This window comes from Alphaproteobacteria bacterium (assembly GCA_040905865.1).
Taxonomy (GTDB): Bacteria; Pseudomonadota; Alphaproteobacteria; order UBA8366.
In genome coordinates this window covers 72,347-91,708 of record JBBDQU010000056.1, presented here as the reverse complement: position 1 = coordinate 91,708, position 19,362 = coordinate 72,347, and the positions used below count along the sequence as shown (strand labels likewise).

21 protein-coding genes are annotated in these 19,362 nt (G+C 61.9%); 17 read left to right on the top strand and 4 right to left on the bottom strand.

Annotated elements, in window-relative coordinates:
• The first annotated feature begins 98 nt into the window (after window positions 1-98).
• Together WD767_12425 and WD767_12420 are read left to right on the top strand one after the other, a co-directional pair.
• Window positions 99-1,178, top strand: coding sequence for a hypothetical protein (locus tag WD767_12425; GenBank protein MEX2616892.1), 1,080 nt, complete (start codon window positions 99-101; stop codon window positions 1,176-1,178).
• Between the two features lie 88 nt (window positions 1,179-1,266).
• Window positions 1,267-1,875 carry a hypothetical protein gene (locus tag WD767_12420; GenBank protein ID MEX2616891.1) on the top strand — a complete coding sequence of 203 codons (609 nt, stop codon included), beginning with the start codon at window positions 1,267-1,269 and terminating at the stop codon, window positions 1,873-1,875.
• Window positions 1,876-1,936: 61 nt separating this feature from the next.
• On the opposite strand, the gene WD767_12415 is transcribed toward WD767_12420, so the two are convergent.
• On the bottom strand, window positions 1,937-2,845 hold the full coding sequence (locus WD767_12415; GenBank protein ID MEX2616890.1) for a methyltransferase domain-containing protein: 909 nt from the start codon (window positions 2,843-2,845) through the stop codon (window positions 1,937-1,939).
• Between the two features lie 244 nt (window positions 2,846-3,089).
• Between WD767_12415 and WD767_12410 the strand changes: the two genes are divergently transcribed.
• The 3 genes from WD767_12410 to WD767_12400 all read left to right on the top strand — a co-directional run bounded on the left by WD767_12410 (window position 3,090) and on the right by WD767_12400 (window position 5,021).
• The gene (locus WD767_12410; GenBank protein MEX2616889.1) at window positions 3,090-3,848 is read left to right on the top strand and encodes a ComF family protein; all 759 of its coding nucleotides are present in this window, start codon (window positions 3,090-3,092) and stop codon (window positions 3,846-3,848) included.
• A gap of 87 nt (window positions 3,849-3,935) precedes the next feature.
• Window positions 3,936-4,199: a glutaredoxin 3 gene (gene grxC, locus WD767_12405; protein MEX2616888.1), complete on the top strand. Its 264-nt coding sequence runs from the start codon at window positions 3,936-3,938 to the stop codon at window positions 4,197-4,199.
• A 3-nt stretch (window positions 4,200-4,202) separates the two neighbouring features.
• Window positions 4,203-5,021 (top strand): carbon-nitrogen hydrolase family protein, encoded by an 819-nt coding sequence (locus tag WD767_12400; GenBank protein MEX2616887.1) that lies wholly within the window; start codon window positions 4,203-4,205, stop codon window positions 5,019-5,021.
• A gap of 132 nt (window positions 5,022-5,153) precedes the next feature.
• Here the strand turns inward: WD767_12400 and WD767_12395 are convergent, their stop codons facing one another.
• Both WD767_12395 and WD767_12390 read right to left on the bottom strand, forming a co-directional pair.
• Complete coding sequence (locus WD767_12395; protein MEX2616886.1) at window positions 5,154-5,603, bottom strand: GNAT family N-acetyltransferase; 450 nt, start codon at window positions 5,601-5,603, stop codon at window positions 5,154-5,156.
• Window positions 5,600-6,133 (bottom strand): class I SAM-dependent methyltransferase, encoded by a 534-nt coding sequence (locus WD767_12390; GenBank protein ID MEX2616885.1) that lies wholly within the window; start codon window positions 6,131-6,133, stop codon window positions 5,600-5,602. Before WD767_12390 ends, WD767_12395 begins: the two co-directional genes overlap by 4 nt.
• A gap of 96 nt (window positions 6,134-6,229) precedes the next feature.
• Here WD767_12390 and WD767_12385 point away from each other — a divergent pair, with 96 nt between their 5' ends.
• Window positions 6,230-6,649: a DUF1178 family protein gene (locus WD767_12385; protein MEX2616884.1), complete on the top strand. Its 420-nt coding sequence runs from the start codon at window positions 6,230-6,232 to the stop codon at window positions 6,647-6,649.
• On the opposite strand, the gene ubiG is transcribed toward WD767_12385, so the two are convergent.
• Window positions 6,650-7,414: a bifunctional 2-polyprenyl-6-hydroxyphenol methylase/3-demethylubiquinol 3-O-methyltransferase UbiG gene (ubiG, locus tag WD767_12380; GenBank protein MEX2616883.1), complete on the bottom strand. Its 765-nt coding sequence runs from the start codon at window positions 7,412-7,414 to the stop codon at window positions 6,650-6,652.
• Between the two features lie 107 nt (window positions 7,415-7,521).
• On the opposite strand from ubiG, the gene WD767_12375 reads away from it, so the two are divergent.
• The 11 genes from WD767_12375 to WD767_12325 all read left to right on the top strand — a co-directional run bounded on the left by WD767_12375 (window position 7,522) and on the right by WD767_12325 (window position 19,336).
• Window positions 7,522-8,742: an aspartate kinase gene (locus WD767_12375; GenBank protein ID MEX2616882.1), complete on the top strand. Its 1,221-nt coding sequence runs from the start codon at window positions 7,522-7,524 to the stop codon at window positions 8,740-8,742.
• Window positions 8,743-8,968: 226 nt separating this feature from the next.
• Window positions 8,969-10,276, top strand: coding sequence for a RodZ domain-containing protein (locus tag WD767_12370; GenBank protein ID MEX2616881.1), 1,308 nt, complete (start codon window positions 8,969-8,971; stop codon window positions 10,274-10,276).
• Window positions 10,277-10,374: 98 nt separating this feature from the next.
• On the top strand, window positions 10,375-11,619 hold the full coding sequence (hisS, locus tag WD767_12365) for a histidine--tRNA ligase (protein ID MEX2616880.1): 1,245 nt from the start codon (window positions 10,375-10,377) through the stop codon (window positions 11,617-11,619).
• Window positions 11,620-11,626: 7 nt separating this feature from the next.
• Window positions 11,627-12,904: a glutamyl-tRNA reductase gene (hemA, locus tag WD767_12360; protein ID MEX2616879.1), complete on the top strand. Its 1,278-nt coding sequence runs from the start codon at window positions 11,627-11,629 to the stop codon at window positions 12,902-12,904.
• The gene (gene prfA / locus WD767_12355; GenBank protein ID MEX2616878.1) at window positions 12,905-13,966 is read left to right on the top strand and encodes a peptide chain release factor 1; all 1,062 of its coding nucleotides are present in this window, start codon (window positions 12,905-12,907) and stop codon (window positions 13,964-13,966) included.
• A complete protein-coding gene (prmC, locus tag WD767_12350) occupies window positions 13,963-14,823 on the top strand; it encodes a peptide chain release factor N(5)-glutamine methyltransferase (GenBank protein ID MEX2616877.1) in 861 nt (286 codons plus the stop codon). Before prfA ends, prmC begins: the two co-directional genes overlap by 4 nt.
• Window positions 14,824-15,139: 316 nt before the next feature.
• Window positions 15,140-15,997, top strand: coding sequence for a cytochrome c oxidase subunit II (coxB, locus tag WD767_12345; protein MEX2616876.1), 858 nt, complete (start codon window positions 15,140-15,142; stop codon window positions 15,995-15,997).
• 24 nt (window positions 15,998-16,021) lie between these two features.
• Window positions 16,022-17,608: a cytochrome c oxidase subunit I gene (gene ctaD / locus WD767_12340; GenBank protein ID MEX2616875.1), complete on the top strand. Its 1,587-nt coding sequence runs from the start codon at window positions 16,022-16,024 to the stop codon at window positions 17,606-17,608.
• A 29-nt stretch (window positions 17,609-17,637) separates the two neighbouring features.
• The gene (gene cyoE, locus WD767_12335) at window positions 17,638-18,546 is read left to right on the top strand and encodes a heme o synthase (GenBank protein MEX2616874.1); all 909 of its coding nucleotides are present in this window, start codon (window positions 17,638-17,640) and stop codon (window positions 18,544-18,546) included.
• Between the two features lie 6 nt (window positions 18,547-18,552).
• Window positions 18,553-18,726: a hypothetical protein gene (locus WD767_12330; protein MEX2616873.1), complete on the top strand. Its 174-nt coding sequence runs from the start codon at window positions 18,553-18,555 to the stop codon at window positions 18,724-18,726.
• 4 nt (window positions 18,727-18,730) lie between these two features.
• Window positions 18,731-19,336, top strand: coding sequence for a cytochrome c oxidase assembly protein (locus WD767_12325; protein MEX2616872.1), 606 nt, complete (start codon window positions 18,731-18,733; stop codon window positions 19,334-19,336).
• Window positions 19,337-19,362: the final 26 nt, after the last annotated feature.

Here is a 19,362-nt window from a genome sequence, read left to right as displayed (position 1 = left end):
ATTGAATCACAAACCCCTCACCAAAGGCGAGGGGTTTGTCAGCGGTCTGAGGCCGTCCCATCGGGGCGGCCTTTTTCTTTTTCCATATGGAGAAATCAATGCGCCACCCACAATTGCCTATGCGGCCGCGCGTCTCCGCCGAATCCGCCGCCGCAAACCGCCGCACGGTTGACGCCCTGTTGCGGACATCGACGATAGGCGATCTGCCCACCCAGCTTGCCAACGCGCTCCAGACCGGCGGCGAAGACACTGTCAATGAAGTCGCCGATCTTTTCCAACAACTCGAAGCGCGCGACCCGGAAATATCCGCCCAACTCGGCGATGGTCTCGCATCTCAATTGGGGTCGATTGAAGGAAACGACGGCGGAAAATCGAAGAATCCGCAGGTTGCCTTCGCGCCAGCCGTACCGTTGCTGGGCCTTTTGATAGGCGGTGGCGCGGCAATCGGGACGGGCGAAATATTGCGACGGCAATATGAACGCCGGCGCCGCGAAAATTTCCACAACAGACCGCCGGCACTGGTTCCGCCGCCGCCTTTGACGCCAAACCGAACGCCGGAAAACCAAAGGCCCAAAGACCTCGAGACCGCGACAAGGACCCCGCCACAGACGCAGCCGCCGCGAGGTTTTACCGGCACCAAGGGGCCGATTCCAGAAATCAAGACGCCGCAGGTCATACTTGGGCCGAGCCTCGATGAGATTACGAAAGAAATCCCTTTTTATGAAAACCGTGGCAACGACTTGACTAAGGACGAAATCGATATCGTAAGGGACTGGTTTCTTGGAAATAACCCCCTCTACGAACATAAAGACGGAGGGCGAGAACAGGGCTCAGGCGAAGACAAGAAGGAGAGGCAGATTCCGGGACCGGGAATTGCCTTTAAACATCCGATCACCGGAAAACCGGGGGACAGCCGGCCTGGTTCGCGTTTTGCCGATTTGACATTTAGACACAAGAAAACCGGTAAGATTGTGCATATTCAAACGGTTGATATCGACAAAAACGGTAAAGTCACCGCCGATGAACTGGAAGCGGCGGAAGCGATTCGCCGCGCTTCCGGCGCCACTGTCTTGCTTATACGGAAACGCTGGCAGGTAGAACGGTTGCGACGCCGACGCATCAAGATGCAACGACGCCAACGCGGAATCGGACACAATCCCAGGTCGCGCAAACGATAGGATATCTGCTAATGTGAATCTGACTCGAAGATGAGGCCAGAAACTAGTGACAGGGCGAAAATCCACCAAGCGGTCCAGACCGCTCATCATGACCGAAGTCGATGAGGCTGCGCTGACCCGTGTTTTGCTGGAAGAATTTCCGGCGATGAAATTCATCGACGGCAGCAGATGGGATTTCGACAATTTTCCGTGGATCGAGTCAATCGATCAGTCAAGCGAGATCGTTGTACACGGCGTCCTGCCATACCCCGGATGGCACCCGGAATTGTCACGGTACGATACGGATAAATTCCCGCGCCACAATTTCTTTTGGGCGCGTTCCTGGTGGGACTGGACCCTGCCGCGCGGCGCCAACTGGGCCTGGGACCCGCCGACTCTGGAAGCGGGAGCTTTCATGGCAACCTATTGGCGCGACGATGCCGAAGACAGGTTCTTCGTCAACAAGCTGTACCGGCTGCTGCGCAAGGTCACGGTAAATGCCTTTCGCAGCGAAAACCCGCATCTGGGTATCGTTCACGGCGATGCAACGGGATGGGAAACATTCGCCGGCCACGACGCGCTGCGCTGGTGCAGCGAATCGCCGACGCGGATGCTGGACGGCAAGTACCGTCCGCATAGCGAATGGTCCTTTCCGGAGGACAGCCCGTATTACAAAGGGCTCGGCATCTTCGGGCGCCCCGTCGCGCCAACCGGATGAAGCGGATATTCCGGGCATCGGTTGTTCGATATTCGGCGCAAAAGCAAGCTCACGATTTGCTTCAGTTGGGTCTGGCCTTGTCGGGCACGGTCGATTCCGGAACGTCCAGCGCATCGGCGAGCCGTACCTCCGCGCTGCCGGGGCGCAGCGGCTGCTGCTGGGTCTCATGCGGCGCCCAGCCATGCAGCCAGATCACCTCGAAGGTTGCCGCGATACGGCCATCCGGCCCCGCATGCCGGTCGTGATAGATTTCCGCCATGCGCAGGAACAGGTCCTTGCGGGTAAAGCCGCGCGTCCGCGCCATCGCAGCGTCCGTTTCACCCATGCCGCGCAGGTCGGCCAGCAGCTTCAGGGCATTGTCATAGGTTACCGTAATCCGGTCGCTGTCGATGACCGGCAGGGCGAATCCCGCCCGCTGCATCAGCGCGCCCGCGTCGCGGATTTCCAGGAAAGGCGACACCCGCGGGCTCGCGCCGTCGCGCAGGTCGATTTCCGCCGCCATCAGGCATTCTCGCAGTTCAGCCAGCGTATCGCCGCCCAGGGTCGCGGCAAGGAACAGGCCGTCCGGTTTCAGGATACGCCGGATCTGCAGCAGGGTTCCCGGCAGGTCGTTTACCCAGTGCAGCGACAGGTTGCTGATCGCCAGGTCGAATCTTCCCTCCGCGAAGGGCAGGGCTTCCTCGTCGGCGACGACAACGGGGCCATCCGCCCGTCGCGCCATGGGTTCCGACAGGTCGGACTGCAGCAGCGCGCCGATCCGCCCGCTGGCCAGAACCGCGTTCCGCAGACCGCCGTCGTGACAGCCGATATCGACCGCCAGGGGGAATTCCCGGGCGATATCCAGCAGCCGGTCCGCCAGCCGGTCCGCGGATTCCCGGAACAGGAAGTCGTAGGCGGCGAATCCAGGGGCGGCGCGATTGCGGTGCGCGCGGACGGCCCGCCGGTCGAAGACATGCATGGAATCGGACATGGCGGCACAATATGGCGCACCGGGAGCCGGGGCAATCGCCGCTTGAGCGAACGCCGTCTATCCGCCTGGATCGGATCATGGATTACCGGAATCGCCTCTGGCGATCCAACAGCCATGTGAACGTGCTATAGTATAGCGATACAGGTTTCAGGGAAACTCGTCGAATGGCCGGACAAATCGATGCGAAAGCGCTGAACGATGCCCTTGGCGACGGCACGCTCGTGTTTCCGGATTTCGGACCCTGATGGGGCTGGCGCTCCGGACGCCACCCGGTCTCGGGCTGGTCGCGCGGACGATTGTGAATGCCGTGTTACCGCCGCGCTGTACCGTTTGCGGCGTGACGGTCGAACCCGGTGGCGCGCTCTGCGGCGACTGCTGGGGCCGGATCGTGTTTCTGGCGACGCCTGCCTGCGATTGTTGCGGCTACCCGTTCGAATACGCGGTGCCCGACCGCACCCTGTGCGGCGCCTGCACCATGCGGCGGCCGGCCTTCGACCGGGCCCGGGCGGTTTTCGCCTATGACGATGCCAGCCGCGACCTTGTCCTGGCGTTCAAGCATGGCGACCGGACGCATGATGCGCCGGCTTTCGGCCAATGGCTGGCGCGAGCGGGCGGCGAACTGCTGCACGATGCGGACCTGATCGTCCCTGTCCCCTTGCATCGCTGGCGGCTGTTCTATCGGCGTTACAATCAGGCGGCGATTCTGGCGCTGGCGCTTGGCCGTATCTCCGGCCGGCGCGTGGCGGTCGACCTTCTGGCGCGCCATCGGCGCACACCGATCCAGGGCCGGCTGTCCCGATCCGCGCGGATCAACAATGTCCGCGGGGCATTCATCGTCCGCGGCGCCTGGCGTGACGATCTGGCCGACAAACGGGTCCTGCTGGTCGACGATGTGCTGACAACGGGGGCGACGGCAGAGGAGTGCGCCAGGGTGCTGAAACGCGCTGGCGCGGGTGCGGTGGATGTATTGACCCTGTCCAGGGTTGTCAGACCGCTGGGCTGACGCCATATTTCACGCCGCATCACTGTATTTTTGCGTATATTGCCCTGACGGTCCCAGCGGCCGGAACGGATGAGGATGGAAATAAGCATGGCCAAGGTCGAGATTTACACAAGCCCGTTTTGCGGCTTCTGTCACCGCGCAAAACATCTTCTGAGCCAGAAGAATGTCGCGTTCGAAGAAGTCGATGTGATGATGGACAGGGCCCGGAAGAGCGAAATGGTGCAGCGCGCCGGCGGCCGCACCAGTGTTCCCCAGATATTCATTGATGGCGAACATGTCGGCGGCTGCGACGATCTGTTCGCCCTCGATTCCGCGGGCAAGCTGGACGAGAAGCTGGCCGCCGCGGGCTGACCCATGACACTACGCGTTGCGTGCGTTCAGCTGAACTCCGGCGCGGAGATCGCACCGAATATCGCCATATCCACCGCCCTGATCCGCCAGGCGCACGGCGAGGGTGCGGCGTTGGTTGCGACGCCGGAAGTGTCGAATCTCTGCGAAATGCGGTCGGGTCGCGCGGCTGAAAAAGCCTTCGACGAAGCGAACGAACCCGCCCTGCAGGCCTATCGCGAACTGGCGGCGGAACTCGGTATCTGGCTACTGGCCGGTTCGCTGGTTGTCAGGCTGGAAGACGATCCGCGCTTTGCCAATCGCAGCTTCCTGATCGATTCCAGCGGCGCGATCGCTGCACGATATGACAAGATCCATATGTTCGACGTCGATCTGGAAGGCGGCGAAAGCTACCGGGAATCCGCCCGGTTCCGCCCGGGAGAGCGTGCCGTCATCGCGCCTTCGCCGTGGGGCGATATCGGCATGACGATCTGCTACGACTTGCGGTTCGCCTATCTGTACCGCCATCTGGCGCAGGCTGGCGCGCGCATCCTGACCGTGCCTTCGTCCTTCGCCCGGCCCACGGGTCGCGCACACTGGCATGTCCTGTTGCGGGCCCGGGCCATAGAAACCGGCTGTTTCGTGATGGCGCCGGCGCAATGCGGCGATCACGAAGACGGGCGCAAGACCTATGGCCATTCGCTGATCGTATCCCCCTGGGGCGAAATCCTGGCGGAGGCGGGCGAGGAACCGGGCGTAATCCTGGCCGACCTGGATTTCGACGCGGTCGATACGGCCCGATCGATGGTGCCCTCGCTGGGCCACGACCGCGTCTACAGCCGGTAGATCAGATCGTGTTTGATTGGAATCGCCTCTGGCGATCCAGCCAAACACGTGAATCTGATCTATCTTATTGAAGATATAGCACCTTCACAGGTTTGAATGGAACCGCAACCGGTTCCATTCAAACCTGATGTGCTATAGTTCACCCTTTTTATAGATATCGGGGTTGTGGATCGTCATCATCGACTGCGGCGCTGCGAGCGAGGTGAACCCCACCTTGGCGTAAACCCCGTGCGCATCCCGCGTCGCCAGCAACCAGCGGCGCATACCCTGCAATTCCGGATGGCCGACGAGGCATTGGGTCAGCCATACCGCCAGGCCGCGCCCGCGCCAGGCCTCCAGGACAAAAACATCGCCGATATAGGCGAAGGTCGTGTAATCGGTCACAACGCGCGAAAAGCCGATCATACGGTCGCCGTCATACAGCCCCATGACCAGCGAGTTGCGGATGGAGCGCTCGACCGTTTCGCGCGGGATGCCCTCGGCCCAGTATGAGGTCCGCAGGAAATCGTGAACCGTATCGAGGTCGATACGCGCCTTGTCGTCGCTGGCGGTAATGCCGTCCATTTCGACCTCGTGCGTCATGCGGCGCGGACCGCGGCAATATGCTGGACCACGCGCCGGTTTTCCTGAACGCATTGGCCGTAGGCGATGACCGTCAGTTTGCCGCGCACCGCTTCCAGCAGTTCGCCCCGGCGCAGCAGGAAATCCGGGTTCCGGGGCCGCCCGAACGCCTCGTTACCCTCGGCAAAGGTCTCGTAGATCAGGATGCCGCCGGGTGCGACGGCGTGGATAATATCGGGCAGGATCGGCCGCCACAGATAGTTTGTCACCACGACGCCGCCGAACTGCCGGTCTCCCAGCGGCCAGGGTGCGCCGGATTCCAGATCGGCCTGAATGATTGTTGCAGCCGGGTGATCGGCAAGGTCGCCAAGCGCTGCGGTATCGGCATCGACAAACGTGACCGGATGCCCGGCTTCCAGAAACAGCCTGCCATGCCGGCCGCCGCCGCAGGCGAGGTCCAGAACGGCGCCGCCGGCGGGAAGCCGGTCGGCGAACCGTTTCACCCAGCCCGATGGCGGGCCGTCGGTTTCATGCTTTCCGGAGTGGGCCATGGATATCCAGGAAATTTAATTCTTGCGGGGTAATGTGAAAGTCACCATCTTTTATCAGGTGAAACTGTAATATACTTGGAGACAGGCGTCAGCGCCATGATTTCATTCAATCTTCGTTGTGCCAAGGATCATGTGTTCGAGGCCTGGTTCAAGGACAGCGCGTCCTATGACGAGCAGGTGAAACGCAAGGCGCTTTCCTGCCCGAGCTGCGGCGGCACGACGATCGAAAAGGGTGTCATGGCGCCCAATATCTCCAGGGGTTCAGGCCGCCGGAAAAGCGATAACATGCCGTCCCCGGCGCAACTCCGCGCGGCCCTGTTGGAGTTGCGGACGGTTGTCGAAAAGAATTGCGACTATGTAGGCTCGGAATTCCCCGAAGAAGCCCGGAAGATCCATTACGGTGAAACGGACCAGCGCAATATTTACGGTGAAGCGACGGCCGAAGAAGCGACCGAACTGGCGGAAGAAGGCATTGAGTTCGGCCGGATTCCCTGGGTTTCCTCAACGGACGACTGATCAGTCGGCCTGTTCCGGTTTTGCCGCCCGCCGTTCCGCGACGGCCATGTAGTTGACCGCGAGGTCGTCCGGATCGAGCGACCAGCGGTCCGAGAACGGATTGTAGACGACGCCCGTCATCTCCGTGACGGTCATGCCCGCCGCCCGCAGGCCGGCGGCCAGCTCCGACGGCTTGACGAAGCGTTGCCAGTCATGGGTTCCCCTTGGCAGCCAGCGCAGCAGGTATTCCGCGCCGACAATGGCCAGCGCATAGGCCTTGGCGGTCCGGTTCAGTGTCGCGAGGAACATGGCGCCTTCCGGCTTCGTCAGTGCCGCCGTAGCCGCGAGGAACATGTCGACATTGGCGACGTGTTCAATCACTTCCATGTTGAGCACCGCATCGAATTGTTCGCCCGCGCCGGCCAGCGACTCCGCCGTGGCGACGCGATAATCGATGGCCAAACCCATATCAGCCGCGTGGATACGGGCGATGCCGATATTCTTTTCGGTTGCATCGATGCCGGTCACCGAGGCGCCCAGGCGGGTCAGCGGTTCGGCCAGCAGCCCGCCGCCGCAGCCGATATCGACAACGCGCAGGCCTTCCAGGGGACGTTCGGCTTGCACATCGCGCCCGAACCGCATCGCCAGCCGGTCGCGGATGAAACGCAGCCGGATCGGGTTCAGCCGGTGCAACGGCTTGAACGGCCCGTCGTGATCCCACCATACCGCCGCCAGGGCCGCGAATTTTTCGACCTCCGCCGGATCGACCGTTGTGTTTGAAGTCATGCGGAAACTCCCTTCGCGCCGCAGGATACGGCTTGCGCCTGTACTTTCATGCGCGTATGCATACGCCGCCTTTTCGGGCACCGGGCAATCGAACGAATTCGGGTTTCATGGCACGCATTGTACAGAAATTCGGCGGCACGTCAGTGGGCGATCTCGATCGCATCCTGCATGTCGCCCAGCTTGTAAAGCGGGAGTACGACCAGGGCAATGAAGTTGCCGTCGTGCTGTCGGCGATGTCCGGGAACACAAATGATCTCGTCGCCAAGGTGAATGCGATCAGTCCGCTGCATGATACGCGGGAATACGATGCCGTCGTCGCGACCGGCGAGCAGGTGACCTGCGGCCTGATGGCGCTCGCACTGCAGAACCTGGGCATTCAGGCGCGGTCCTGGCTGGGCTGGCAGGTGCCGATCCATACGGACGACGTGCACGGCAAGGCGCGGATAACAGGCGTGGATACCGAGGGTATCGTCAGCCGGTTCGCCGAGAGGCAGGTTGCCGTGGTGGCCGGATTCCAGGGTGTATCGCCCAACGGACGAATCACCACGCTGGGCCGCGGCGGGTCGGATACGACGGCCGTCGCGCTCGCGGCGGCGCTGGGTGCGGAACGTTGCGACATCTACACCGATGTCGACGGCGTATACACGACCGATCCGAGGATTGTGTCCCGGGCCCGGAAAATTGACCGGATCACATATGAGGAAATGCTCGAAATGGCGTCGCAGGGCGCCAAGGTGCTGCAAACCCGCGCCGTCGAGCTGGCAATGAACCAGAGGGTGCGTCTGCAGGTCCTGTCGACATTCGAGGATCTGCCGGGCACGCTTGTCGTAGACGAGGATGAAATCGTGGAACAGCAGGTCGTAAGCGGCATTGCCTATAGCCGTGATGAAGCAAAGCTTACCCTGGTCGGGGTTGAGGATCAGCCGGGAATCGCCGCCGCAATATTCGGCCCGCTGTCCGATGCCAGCGTTAATGTCGACATGATCGTCCAGAACGTCTCGGCGGACGGCACGCATACCGACATGACTTTCACCGTCGGCAAGGCCGATTACCAGCGCGCGATAGCGATCCTGGAAAGCATCCGGCCGGCAATCAATTTCGGGGCGCTGAAGGTCGACCCGAATGTCGTCAAGGTATCCGTGATCGGCGTCGGCATGCGCTCCCATGCCGGCGTTGCCAAGACCATGTTCCAGGCACTGTCCGAAAAGGGGATCAATATACAGGTGATCTCGACATCGGAAATCAAGATAAGCGTCCTTGTCGCCGAGGAATACACGGAACTTGCCTTGCGGTCATTGCACACCGCCTATGGACTCGACGCGGACTGATTGCGTTAATACAAGTGTAAGTTTTAGGATTTATAGACATTATATTGATATTGCCAGTACATGGCGGTTTGAATATTGTTAATGCGCTGAAATATCGAAATTATAATGTTTAATGGCGGGTGCGGGACTGTTCTCAATTCGTATTGTGTACGGCAAGGGGTGGGGAGCCTCGGGCTCCATCATCTGATTTGATTGGCGCGCAATGTTGAAACGACGGCAAGAGACCATGCAGCTTGATGAAAGCGTCGAATCCCCGGTCCGGGAAACGGCTGGCCAGTTTTTGCGCCAGAAACGCGAAGCATTCGGCTATGACCTGCGCGACGTGGCCGACCGGTTGCGGATTCGCTATGTTTATCTCGTCGCCATTGAGGAAGACAGGCTCGATGACCTGCCCGGCGCGACCTATGCCGTCGGCTTCGTACGGGCCTATGCGGAACTGCTCGACCTGGACGGACCGGAGATTGTCAACCGGTTCAGGGAAGAAACGGCGGAACTCGCGAAAGAGGCGCGCCTCGTCTTCCCCTCCCCGCAATCGGAAGGCAGGGTGCCCAGCGGCGCCATATTGCTGCTGTCGATTGTTGCGGCGGCGCTGGTCTATGGCGGATGGGTCTTTCTCTCGTCGAAGGATCGTCCGATAGCGGAACTTGTCCCGGCCCTGCCGGAACGATTTCTGGCGCTGATCGGTAAATCCGAACCCGTGGCGCCGGAAGGCATTGCGCCTGTATTGCCCGTGCCGATGGCCAGTGAAGGCCCCGCGGAACCTTCCGGATCGGCGGCATCGCAACCGGAAATGCCGCCTGTTACGGTGGCGCCCGTAGGTCCGGTGACCAGTGAACCGGTTGAAAACCCGTCCATAGCCGTGGCGCCCGCGCCGGCGGAGCCGCAGACGGCCGTCACCGCGCCGCAGCCGGCACAGACGGAATCGCCGGATAATGCGGTCGGTTCGGAAACTGCCGACGGACGGATTCCGGCGTCCGAGCCCCTGCCCGACACCGGCCGCGATATACCGACGGTGGCTGCCGGCAATATCGAATCGGTCGATCAGTCGCCCGGCGAGCCCCCGGCGACGGTTTCCGCCGGATCGCCGGATGCTGCCGCTCCCGCGACGGCGGCGGAGCCGGAAACGAATGCCGCCGCCGCGCCGTCCGAGGATGCGCCGGAACCGGCGCCCGCGAGGGTAGACCTGACAGCGTTGCCGGCGCCGCCGGCGCCGCCGCGCATCGATTCCACCACACCGCGCGAATATGGCGAGGAAAATACCGATGCGCGCGTTGTGCTGCGTGCGGCGGCGGAGGTCTGGGTTCAGGTTCGGGACAGTGGCGGAAACCTGCTGCTGACCCGCCTGTTGCGGACCGGCGACAGCTACCGCGTCCCCAATGATCCGGGTCTCGTGATGCGCACGGGAAATGCCGGCGGGCTGGATATTCTCGTCGATGGCAGCGCCATTCCCCGAATAGGGTCGAAAGGCGCCGTCATGAAAGAGGTCCAGCTGGATGCCGACCTGCTCAAAGCCGGTACGGCGACCCGTCAGTAGACGAGCGCCGCCCGCGTTGACCCGGCGCTTGATCTTTCAGGCATGTGCGAGCACATTCGCCGCCGATCCGACACAGCAACACTGACGGCGTAATTGACATGGCCCTGCTACAACCCGTTCGCGGCACGCATGATTTACTGGCCGATGAAACACGCGCTCACGGCCGCGTGACCGAAACCGCGCGCGCGGCGGCGCTGCGTTACGGATTCGAGGAAGTATCGACGCCGATTTTCGAGTTCAGCCAGGTGTTCAGGCGGACCCTCGGCGATACCTCCGATATCGTCACGAAGGAAATGTATACATTCACCGACAAGGGGGGCGACGAACTCACCCTTCGGCCGGAGAATACGGCCGGCATCGCGCGCAGCTTCATCTCCGAGGGGCTGGCGCAGCAGATCCCGGTCAAGGTGTTTTACAACGGGCCGATGTTTCGCTACGAGCGCCCGCAGAAGGGCCGGTTGCGCCAGTTCCACCAGATCGGGATCGAACTGATCGGCGTTGCCCAGCCGCAGGCCGATATAGAGGTCATCGCCTGCGGCGCGCGGGTGCTGGACGAGCTGGGTGTGATCGGTCTGGCGACGCTGGAACTGAATACGCTCGGCGATACGCAAAGCCGGTCCGCCTATCGCGACGCGCTGGTCGAATATTTCAGCGATTTTACGGCCGACCTGTCACAGGACAGCCAGGAACGGCTGACGCGAAATCCGCTGCGCATCCTGGACTCGAAGAACGAAGGCGACCGCAGGATCATCGCCGATGCGCCGTTGTTTGCCGATTTTCTCAATGCGGAAAGCAGCGATCACTTCGCCGCGGTGCGCGCCGGGCTGGACGCGCTGGACATAGCCTATACCATCAATCCCCGGCTGGTGCGGGGGCTGGATTATTACTGCCATACGGCGTTCGAGTTCACGACCGATGCGCTGGGCGCCCAGGGCGCGCTGATTGCGGGTGGCCGGTATGACGGGCTGATCGGCATGATGGGCGGGCCCGAAACGCCGGGGATCGGATGGGCCGGGGGCATTGAGCGTCTGGCGATGCTGTGCGGCGATCCACCGCCGCGGCCACGGGCGATTGCGGTGGTGCCGGTTGGTGATGTCGCCCAGCAGGCCGCCCTTGTCCTGTCGGAAAAACTGCGCCGGGACGATTTTCGGATAGAAATCGCCTATAGCGGAAACCTGAGCCGCCGGATGAAACGCGCAAACAGGCTGAATGTCTGCGCCGTGGTGATTTTTGGCGAGGACGAACTGGCGCGGGACGCGGTGACCGTGCGCCACATGGATACGGGCGAGCAGGAAGAGGTGCCGCTCACCTCCCTCCCGGATTTTCTCGCCCGCTATCGTTAGCAACGCCATGCCGGCGGTAGCGCGGGCGGTGGCTTTCGCGGCGGGAGCGAACCATCGTTCCAGCACGGTCGGACTGCGCGACAGGCTGTTTGTCGACGAAGCGAAGGCGCCGCTGGTTCTCGAGCAACTCGCCCGCACGGGCATCGCCCAGGCGATTGTCATGTCGACCTGTGACCGGGTGGAGGTGCAGGCCGTCGTGACGGATCCGGAACTGGCGCGCGATACCGTCCGCGCCCTGTTTGCACGAAATTCCGGCCTGGATGAAAGCGAGCTCGCCGATCAGGTCTACTGTTTATCCGGCGACGCGGCGGTACGGCACATTTTCGCCGTTGCCGCTTCCCTGGACAGCCAGACCATTGGAGAACCGCAGGTGCTGGGGCAGGTTCGCGAAGCCCACAGGTTTTCGCAGGCCCATGGCATGACCGGTCCGGAACTCGATGCGATCATGCAGGCTGCGTACACCGCGGCAAAGCGGGTGCGGACGGAAACCGAAATCGGCCGCCGTCCGGTCTCCATCGCCTCGGCGGCGGGCCGGATTGCCCGCGACGTGCAGGGGGACCTGTCGTCGTCGGCCGTGCTGGTCGTCGGCCTCGGCGACATGGCGGATATTGTCGTCGACCAGTTTCGCGCCATGGGCGTTACCCGCATCATGCAATGCGGGCCGTCACGGCGAACCGAAGCGGTCGCGCGGCGCAACGGATTTCATTTTGTCGCCTATGACGCGCTTGACGATACGCTAAAGGATGCCGAAATCGTCGTGACGGCGGCGGGAACCGGGCAGTATCTGGTTGGCGAAGAATCGATGCGGCGCGCCTTGCGCCGTCGCCGGTTCCGGCCTGTCCTGCTGATCGATGCGGGCGTGCCGGGCGATATCGATCCGGCGGTGGGCGACCTGGACGGCGCTTTCCTGTATACGCTGGACGATCTGGAGCGGGTCGCCATGGAGGGTCGCTCGACCCGGGGCGCGGCTTCCGCCGCGGCCTGGGCTATCGTTGACCAGGAAGTGGAATCGTGGCGGCGCGCCCATGCGGGCCGGGATGCGGTTCCGGCGATTGTCGCCTTGCGCGACCGTTTCGAGGCGCTGCGTCGGGAAATTCTGAAAGAGGCGCCGGATGCGGATGCCGTGGAAACCACGCGGCGGCTGATCGGCCGCCTGCTGCATGACCCAAGCCGCGCCATGCGTGAAATGGCGTCAGGCAGCGGCGAGATGGACTTGAAAGTGGCGGAACAGGTGCTGCGGCAGATATTCCGCCTTGATGATCGTGACGATGGAAAGCAGGACTAGATGCGCGAAAACGAAAAATACGCAAGCCTCGTTGCCCGCCAGGAGGAATTGACGGCATTGATGTCGAGCGGCGAACTCGGCCCCGAAGCCTTCACGAGGTGTTCCCGGGAATATGCCGAACTTGCGCCCATCGTCGAAAAGATCACCGAACTGCGGGATGCCAGGGCGGAACAGGCCGATCTGGAGGAACTGACCCACGATCCGGAAATGCGCGAAATGGCGGAAAAGGAATCGCGCGCCCTGCAGGAGCGCATCCCGGCGCTGGAACAGGAATTGCGCATCCTGCTGCTTCCGAAGGATGCGGCCGACGAAAAGAATGCCATCCTGGAAGTACGGGCCGGAACCGGCGGCGACGAGGCGTCGCTGTTCGCGGCGGAGCTGTTCCGCATGTATCAGCGCTATGCGGATCTGCAGAACTGGCGGTTCGAGGTGCTGAGCATCAGCGAAAACGAGCTGGGCGGATACAAGGAAGCCACGGCGCTGATATCGGGCAAGGGGGTGTTTGCCCGCCTGAAGTTCGAATCGGGCGTCCACCGGGTACAGCGGGTGCCGGAAACCGAATCCGGCGGCCGGATACATACATCGGCCGCGACGGTCGCCGTGCTGCCCGAAGCGGAGGAAGTCGACGTGCAGATTGCCGACAAGGACATCCGCGTCGATATCTTCCGGTCCAGCGGCCCCGGCGGGCAGTCCGTCAATACGACCGACAGCGCGGTGCGCATTACCCACCTGCCGACGGGCATCGTCGTGATCCAGCAGGATGAAAAATCGCAGCACAAGAACCGCGCCAAGGCCATGAAGGTTCTGATGGCGCGGATTTATGACCTTGAACGCGCGCAGGTCGATGCGGCGCGCTCCGCGGACCGCAAGAACCAGGTCGGCAGCGGCGACCGGTCGGAACGCATTCGCACCTATAATTTTCCGCAGGGCCGGGTTACGGACCATCGAATCAACCTGACCCTCTACAAGGTCGACAGGGTTATCGTCGGCGAGTCGCTGGACGAGATTATCGGCCCGCTGATCGCGGAAGATCAGGCCATGCGACTGGCCAGTATGACATGACGGATATCCGCGCCGGACTGCAGCACGGTGCGGCCCGGCTGGCCGCGGCGGGCATCCCGAATTCCCGGGCCGAAGCGCGGTTGCTTCTGGGCCATGCGACCGGATTGCCCCTGGAAACGCTGATCGGCCATCCGGAGCGCCGGATAGACGGCGAACGGGCGTATATGCAACTCGTCGAACGGCGCGCGGCGCGCGAACCGCTGTCGCATATCACCGGCCGGCGCGAATTCTGGAGCCTGGATTTCGCCGTCACGCGGGATACGCTGGACCCCCGCGCCGACTCCGAAACGCTGATCGAAGCGGTCATGGACCGGATCGCGGATCGGGGCGCGCCCTTGCGGATTGCCGACCTCGGCACCGGGACCGGGTGCCTGCTCGGCGCGCTGCTGTCGCTGCTGCCCGGCGCTTTCGGTGTTGCGGTCGATTGCAGTCCGGCGGCGGCGGCGGTTGCGGCCCGCAACCTGGCAGCGCTGGGGTTCCGTGACCGATTCACGGTGGTGGCGGGCAATTGGGCCAATTCGCTGGCCGGCGGATTCGATATCGTCGTTTCCAATCCGCCCTATATCCCGAGCGGCGAAATCGACGGCCTGGAACCCGAAGTCGCCGTCTGGGAGCCGCGACTCGCGCTTGATGGCGGAACGGACGGGCTTTTCGCCTATCGGCAGATTTTCGACGAATTGCCCCTGCTGTTGAAAGCCGGCGGCTTCGCCGCGCTGGAATTCGGCCAAGGCCAAGGGGATGCCGTCGCGATGCTGGCGGCGCGCGCCGGGATGACCGTATCCGCCAGAAAGGCCGATCTGGGCGGCAGGGAGCGTTGCCTGGTGTGCGAAGCTCCCTTGAATGATGTATTGGATTAAGTATTCCGATAGTGTTTGCTGCAATTTTTGCCGGTTGAATTTATAATTGACTGGCGTGGCCGGCGGTGCGGTAAGGAATCGTTACGATTTTGCGGCATAGTGTCGCGCTGACTACTTGATGCTGCGTGGATGCGGTAGATAGTGCGGCATATTTTGATCGGCAGGATCGCCCGTCTGGTCCGGCAGCGTAGTTGCGCTTGATATGGCGTCGTGGCCGGTTAGTATGCGCCACAGTGGAAGGGGGTTCTGTATACAGGTCGTTGTTCGGCTCGATTACGGAACCGGGGAGTTTCCGTTTGGTATGGAGGGAGCAATCGTGAAATCACGACTTGCCGCGTTTGCGGCGGCTTTTGTCGGTGCGGTGGGCGCTGTGCTGTATGGCAGTGTTGCGTTCGCAGCCGAGCCGCGGAATTGGCAACTGGGCCTTCAGGATCCCGCCTCGCCGACGGCGGCCCGTATCGACAGTTTTCATGACGTGTTGACATGGCTGGCAACAGGCATCTCGCTTTTCGTCATGATACTGTTGGTGATCGTTATTTTCAGGTTCAACGAAAAAGCCAATCCGACGCCGACGAAAACCACGCATAACGCGGTGCTGGAACTTGCCTGGACGATTGTGCCGGTGCTTATCCTTGTCGCGATGGCGATCCCGTCATTCAGTCTGCTGTATTATGCGGACCGGGTCGAGGACCCTGACATGACGCTGAAGATCACGGGCCATCAATGGTACTGGTCCTACGAATACCCCGATCACGGCGGATTCGGTTTCGACGCAAACATGGTTACCGACGAGGAAGTTGCGAAAAACCCGAATCTGAAGCGGATGATGGATACGGATAACCGGGTCGTCCTGCCCGCGGGCAAGAAAGTCCAGTTGCTGATGACCTCCGCGGACGTCATCCATAACTGGGGTGTTGCGTCGCTTGGCGTGAAGCTGGATACGGTGCCGGGTCGCCTCAACGAAACCTGGGTGCAGGTCAACGAGCCGGGCGTCTATTATGGTTTCTGCTCGGAACTGTGCGGTGTCGCCCACGCCTATATGCCCATTACCGTCGAGGTGGTTTCACCCGAGGATTTCGACATATGGGTCGAGCAGGCGAAGGTGAATTTCGCCAGGTCGGATGACGGGGCGGCGCCCGCTGTCCGGGTTGCACAAAACAATGTCGCAGACTGAAGTGGTTAGAGGAGGGCTATAGGCATGGCTGGCGCACACGCGGACCCGACGGGTTGGAAACGCTTCGTCTATTCGACTAATCACAAGGATATCGGCACGCTGTACCTGCTTCTGTCGGTGGTCGCGGCGCTGATTGGCGGCGGTTTCTCCGTATACATGCGTATGGAGCTGATGGAGCCCGGCGTTCAGTTCATGACCAATGCCGACGGCACGCCGGATGGCCAGGCCTGGAACGTGTTTGTCACCGCGCACGGCCTGATCATGGTCTTCTTTGTCGTCATGCCTGCCCTGATCGGAGGGTTCGGCAACTGGTTTGTGCCGCTCATGATCGGCGCGCCGGACATGGCGTTTCCGCGTATGAACAATATCAGCTTCTGGCTGCTCGTACCGGCCATGCTGCTCCTTGCCGCCTCGGCGTTTGTGGGTGAAGGCGCGGGTACCGGCTGGACAATTTATCCACCGCTATCCGGCGGCGACGCCCATCCCGGGCCATCGGTGGACATGGCGATTTTCGCCCTGCATCTTGCCGGCGCGTCGTCCATTCTCGGCGCCATCAATTTTATCACCACGATCTTCAACATGCGCGCCAAGGGCATGACGCTGCACAAGATGCCGCTGTTCGCATGGTCGGTTCTGGTGACCGCATTTCTGCTGCTGCTGTCGCTGCCGGTGCTCGGCGGCGCCATCACGATGCTGCTGACGGATCGCAATTTCGGCACCTCCTTCTTCAAGCCCGATGGCGGCGGCGACCCGATCCTGTTCCAGCATCTGTTCTGGTTCTTCGGACATCCTGAAGTCTATATCATGATCCTGCCGGGCTTCGGCATCGTCTCGCACATCATTTCGACCTTCTCGCGCAAGCCTATTTTCGGGTATCTCGGGATGGCCTACGCGATGGTGGCGATCGGTTTTGTCGGTTTCATCGTCTGGGCCCATCACATGTACACGGTGGGTCTCAGCGTCGATACGCGGGCCTATTTCGTCGCGGCGACCCTGGTGATCGCGGTGCCCACGGGTATCAAGATCTTCAGCTGGATCGCCACGATGTGGGGCGGCTCGATCCGGTTCGACACGCCGATGCTCTGGGCGGTCGGATTTATCTTCCTGTTCACGGTCGGCGGCGTGACCGGCGTTATCCTGGCCAATGCCGGTGTCGATCTGGTGCTGCACGATACCTACTATGTGGTGGCGCATTTCCACTATGTTCTGTCGCTGGGCGCCGTGTTCTCGATCATCGCCGCGACCTATTACTGGTTCGGCAAGATGACCGGGCGGCATTATCCGGAATGGGCCGGAAAGCTGCATTTCTGGACGACCTTTATCGGCGTCAACCTCACCTTCTTCCCGCAGCATTTCCTGGGGCTGGCGGGGATGCCGCGGCGCTATATCGATTATCCGGATGCCCTGGCCGGCTGGAACATGGTGTCGTCCTATGGCGCCTTTATCACGGCCGCATCGACGATCTTCTTCCTGCTGGTGATGTGGTATTCGATGGTTGCCGGTCGCAGGGCGGAAGCCAATTACTGGGGCGAGGGTGCGACGACGCTTGAATGGACCGTCAGTTCGCCGCCGCCGTTCCACAGCTACCACGACCTGCCTGTCATCAAGTAGCCGGGCCGGAACTCAGGGAGGCAATAAGGGTGAGCGACGCCGCAATCCGTACGGTGGAACTGGAACACGCAGATGCTGCGCCGGGTGATTTTTTCGCCCTGCTCAAGCCGCGTGTGGTGTCGCTTGTCGTTTTCACCGGCGCAACCGGGATCCTTGTCGCGCCGGGGGCGATCCATCCGCTGATTGCGCTGGTGGCCCTGCTTTGCATTGCCGTCGGCGCCGGTGCGGCGGGCGCGATCAACATGTGGTATGACCGCGATATCGATGCGGTCATGACGCGCACCAGCAACCGGCCAATTCCGGCGGGCAGGATCAGGCCCGGCGATGCACTTGGCTTCGGCACCGTCCTGGCGGTCGGATCGGTTACGGTCATGGGGCTGGCGGTCAATTATGCCGCGGCGGCTCTTCTGGCCGTTTCGATCCTGTTCTACGTGTTCGTCTACACGGTCTGGCTGAAGCGTCGCACGCCGCAGAATATTGTTATTGGGGGCGCCGCCGGCGCGTTTCCGCCGATGATCGGCTGGGCCGCCGTGACGGGTTCGGTCGGCATCGAATCGGCGTTGCTGTTCGCCCTGATTTTTTTCTGGACGCCGCCGCATTTCTGGGCGCTGGCGCTGTATCGGCGCGGCGATTACGAAAAGGCCGGCATTCCGATGCTGCCGGTTGTCGCGGGCGAGGCCGAAACCAAGAAACAGATGCTTCTGTACACGGTTCTGCTGCTGCCCGTCGCCGTCGCCCCGGCGTGGTTCGGCGTGGTGGGCTGGCTGTATGGCGGCGTGGCCCTGGTGCTGGGGCTGGTGTTCCTGGCGGCCGCGATTTGCGTGTCTTTCGACAAGACGCACCGGTCCGCAAGGCGGATGTTCGGCTATTCGATCTTTTATCTTTTTGCCCTGTTTGCCACGATGATGGTCGATGTGCCGTCCGGAACGGCAGGGTGAGGCGCGATGGCTGCAAAGGCGGATATGGCGGAACCCATGGCTGACGATAACGGCAAACACGACGCGCAAGACGAAAGACGCCGCCGGCAGCGGTCCAGGAACCTGACCTTGCTGCTCGTGCTCGGCGGCCTCGCATTGCTGTTTTATGTCATCACGATTGTTCGCATGGGCGGCGGGTGAGGCGATGGCGGCGACCGACAGAAACCGGAACCGGAAAACCCTTATTGCCTGCGCGACCGTTGTCGCGGGCATGGTGGGGCTGTCCTTCGCATCGGTGCCGCTTTACGATTTGTTCTGCCGGGTCACCGGGTATGGCGGCACGACGCAGGTCGCGGCGAGCGACAGCGCGACAGTGACGGAGCGCATTATCCGGGTGCGATTCGATGCATCGACGAATCCGCACCTTGGCTGGCGGTTCGAACCGGTACAGCGGGAAATGACTCTGCAGGTGGGCCAGACGGCCCTCGCCTATTACCGGGCCACCAATCTGGAATCCACCGTCAATACGGGCACTGCGACCTTCAACGTGACGCCGCAGAAGGCGGGCCTTTACTTCGCCAAGATCGAATGTTTCTGTTTCACCGAACAGCAGCTCGAACCGGGACAGTCCGTTGACATGCCGGTGACATTTTTCATCGATCCGGAAATCGAATCCGATCCGAATCTCGATGAAGTGAAGACAATAACGCTGTCCTACACGTTTTTCCGCGCGGCGACGGATGAAACGGACGCCGCTGACAAGACGGCATCCGTGAACCAGACTTCGAACAAGCCGGCCGAGATGAATTAATGAACAGAACACAGAGCGAGTGAGAA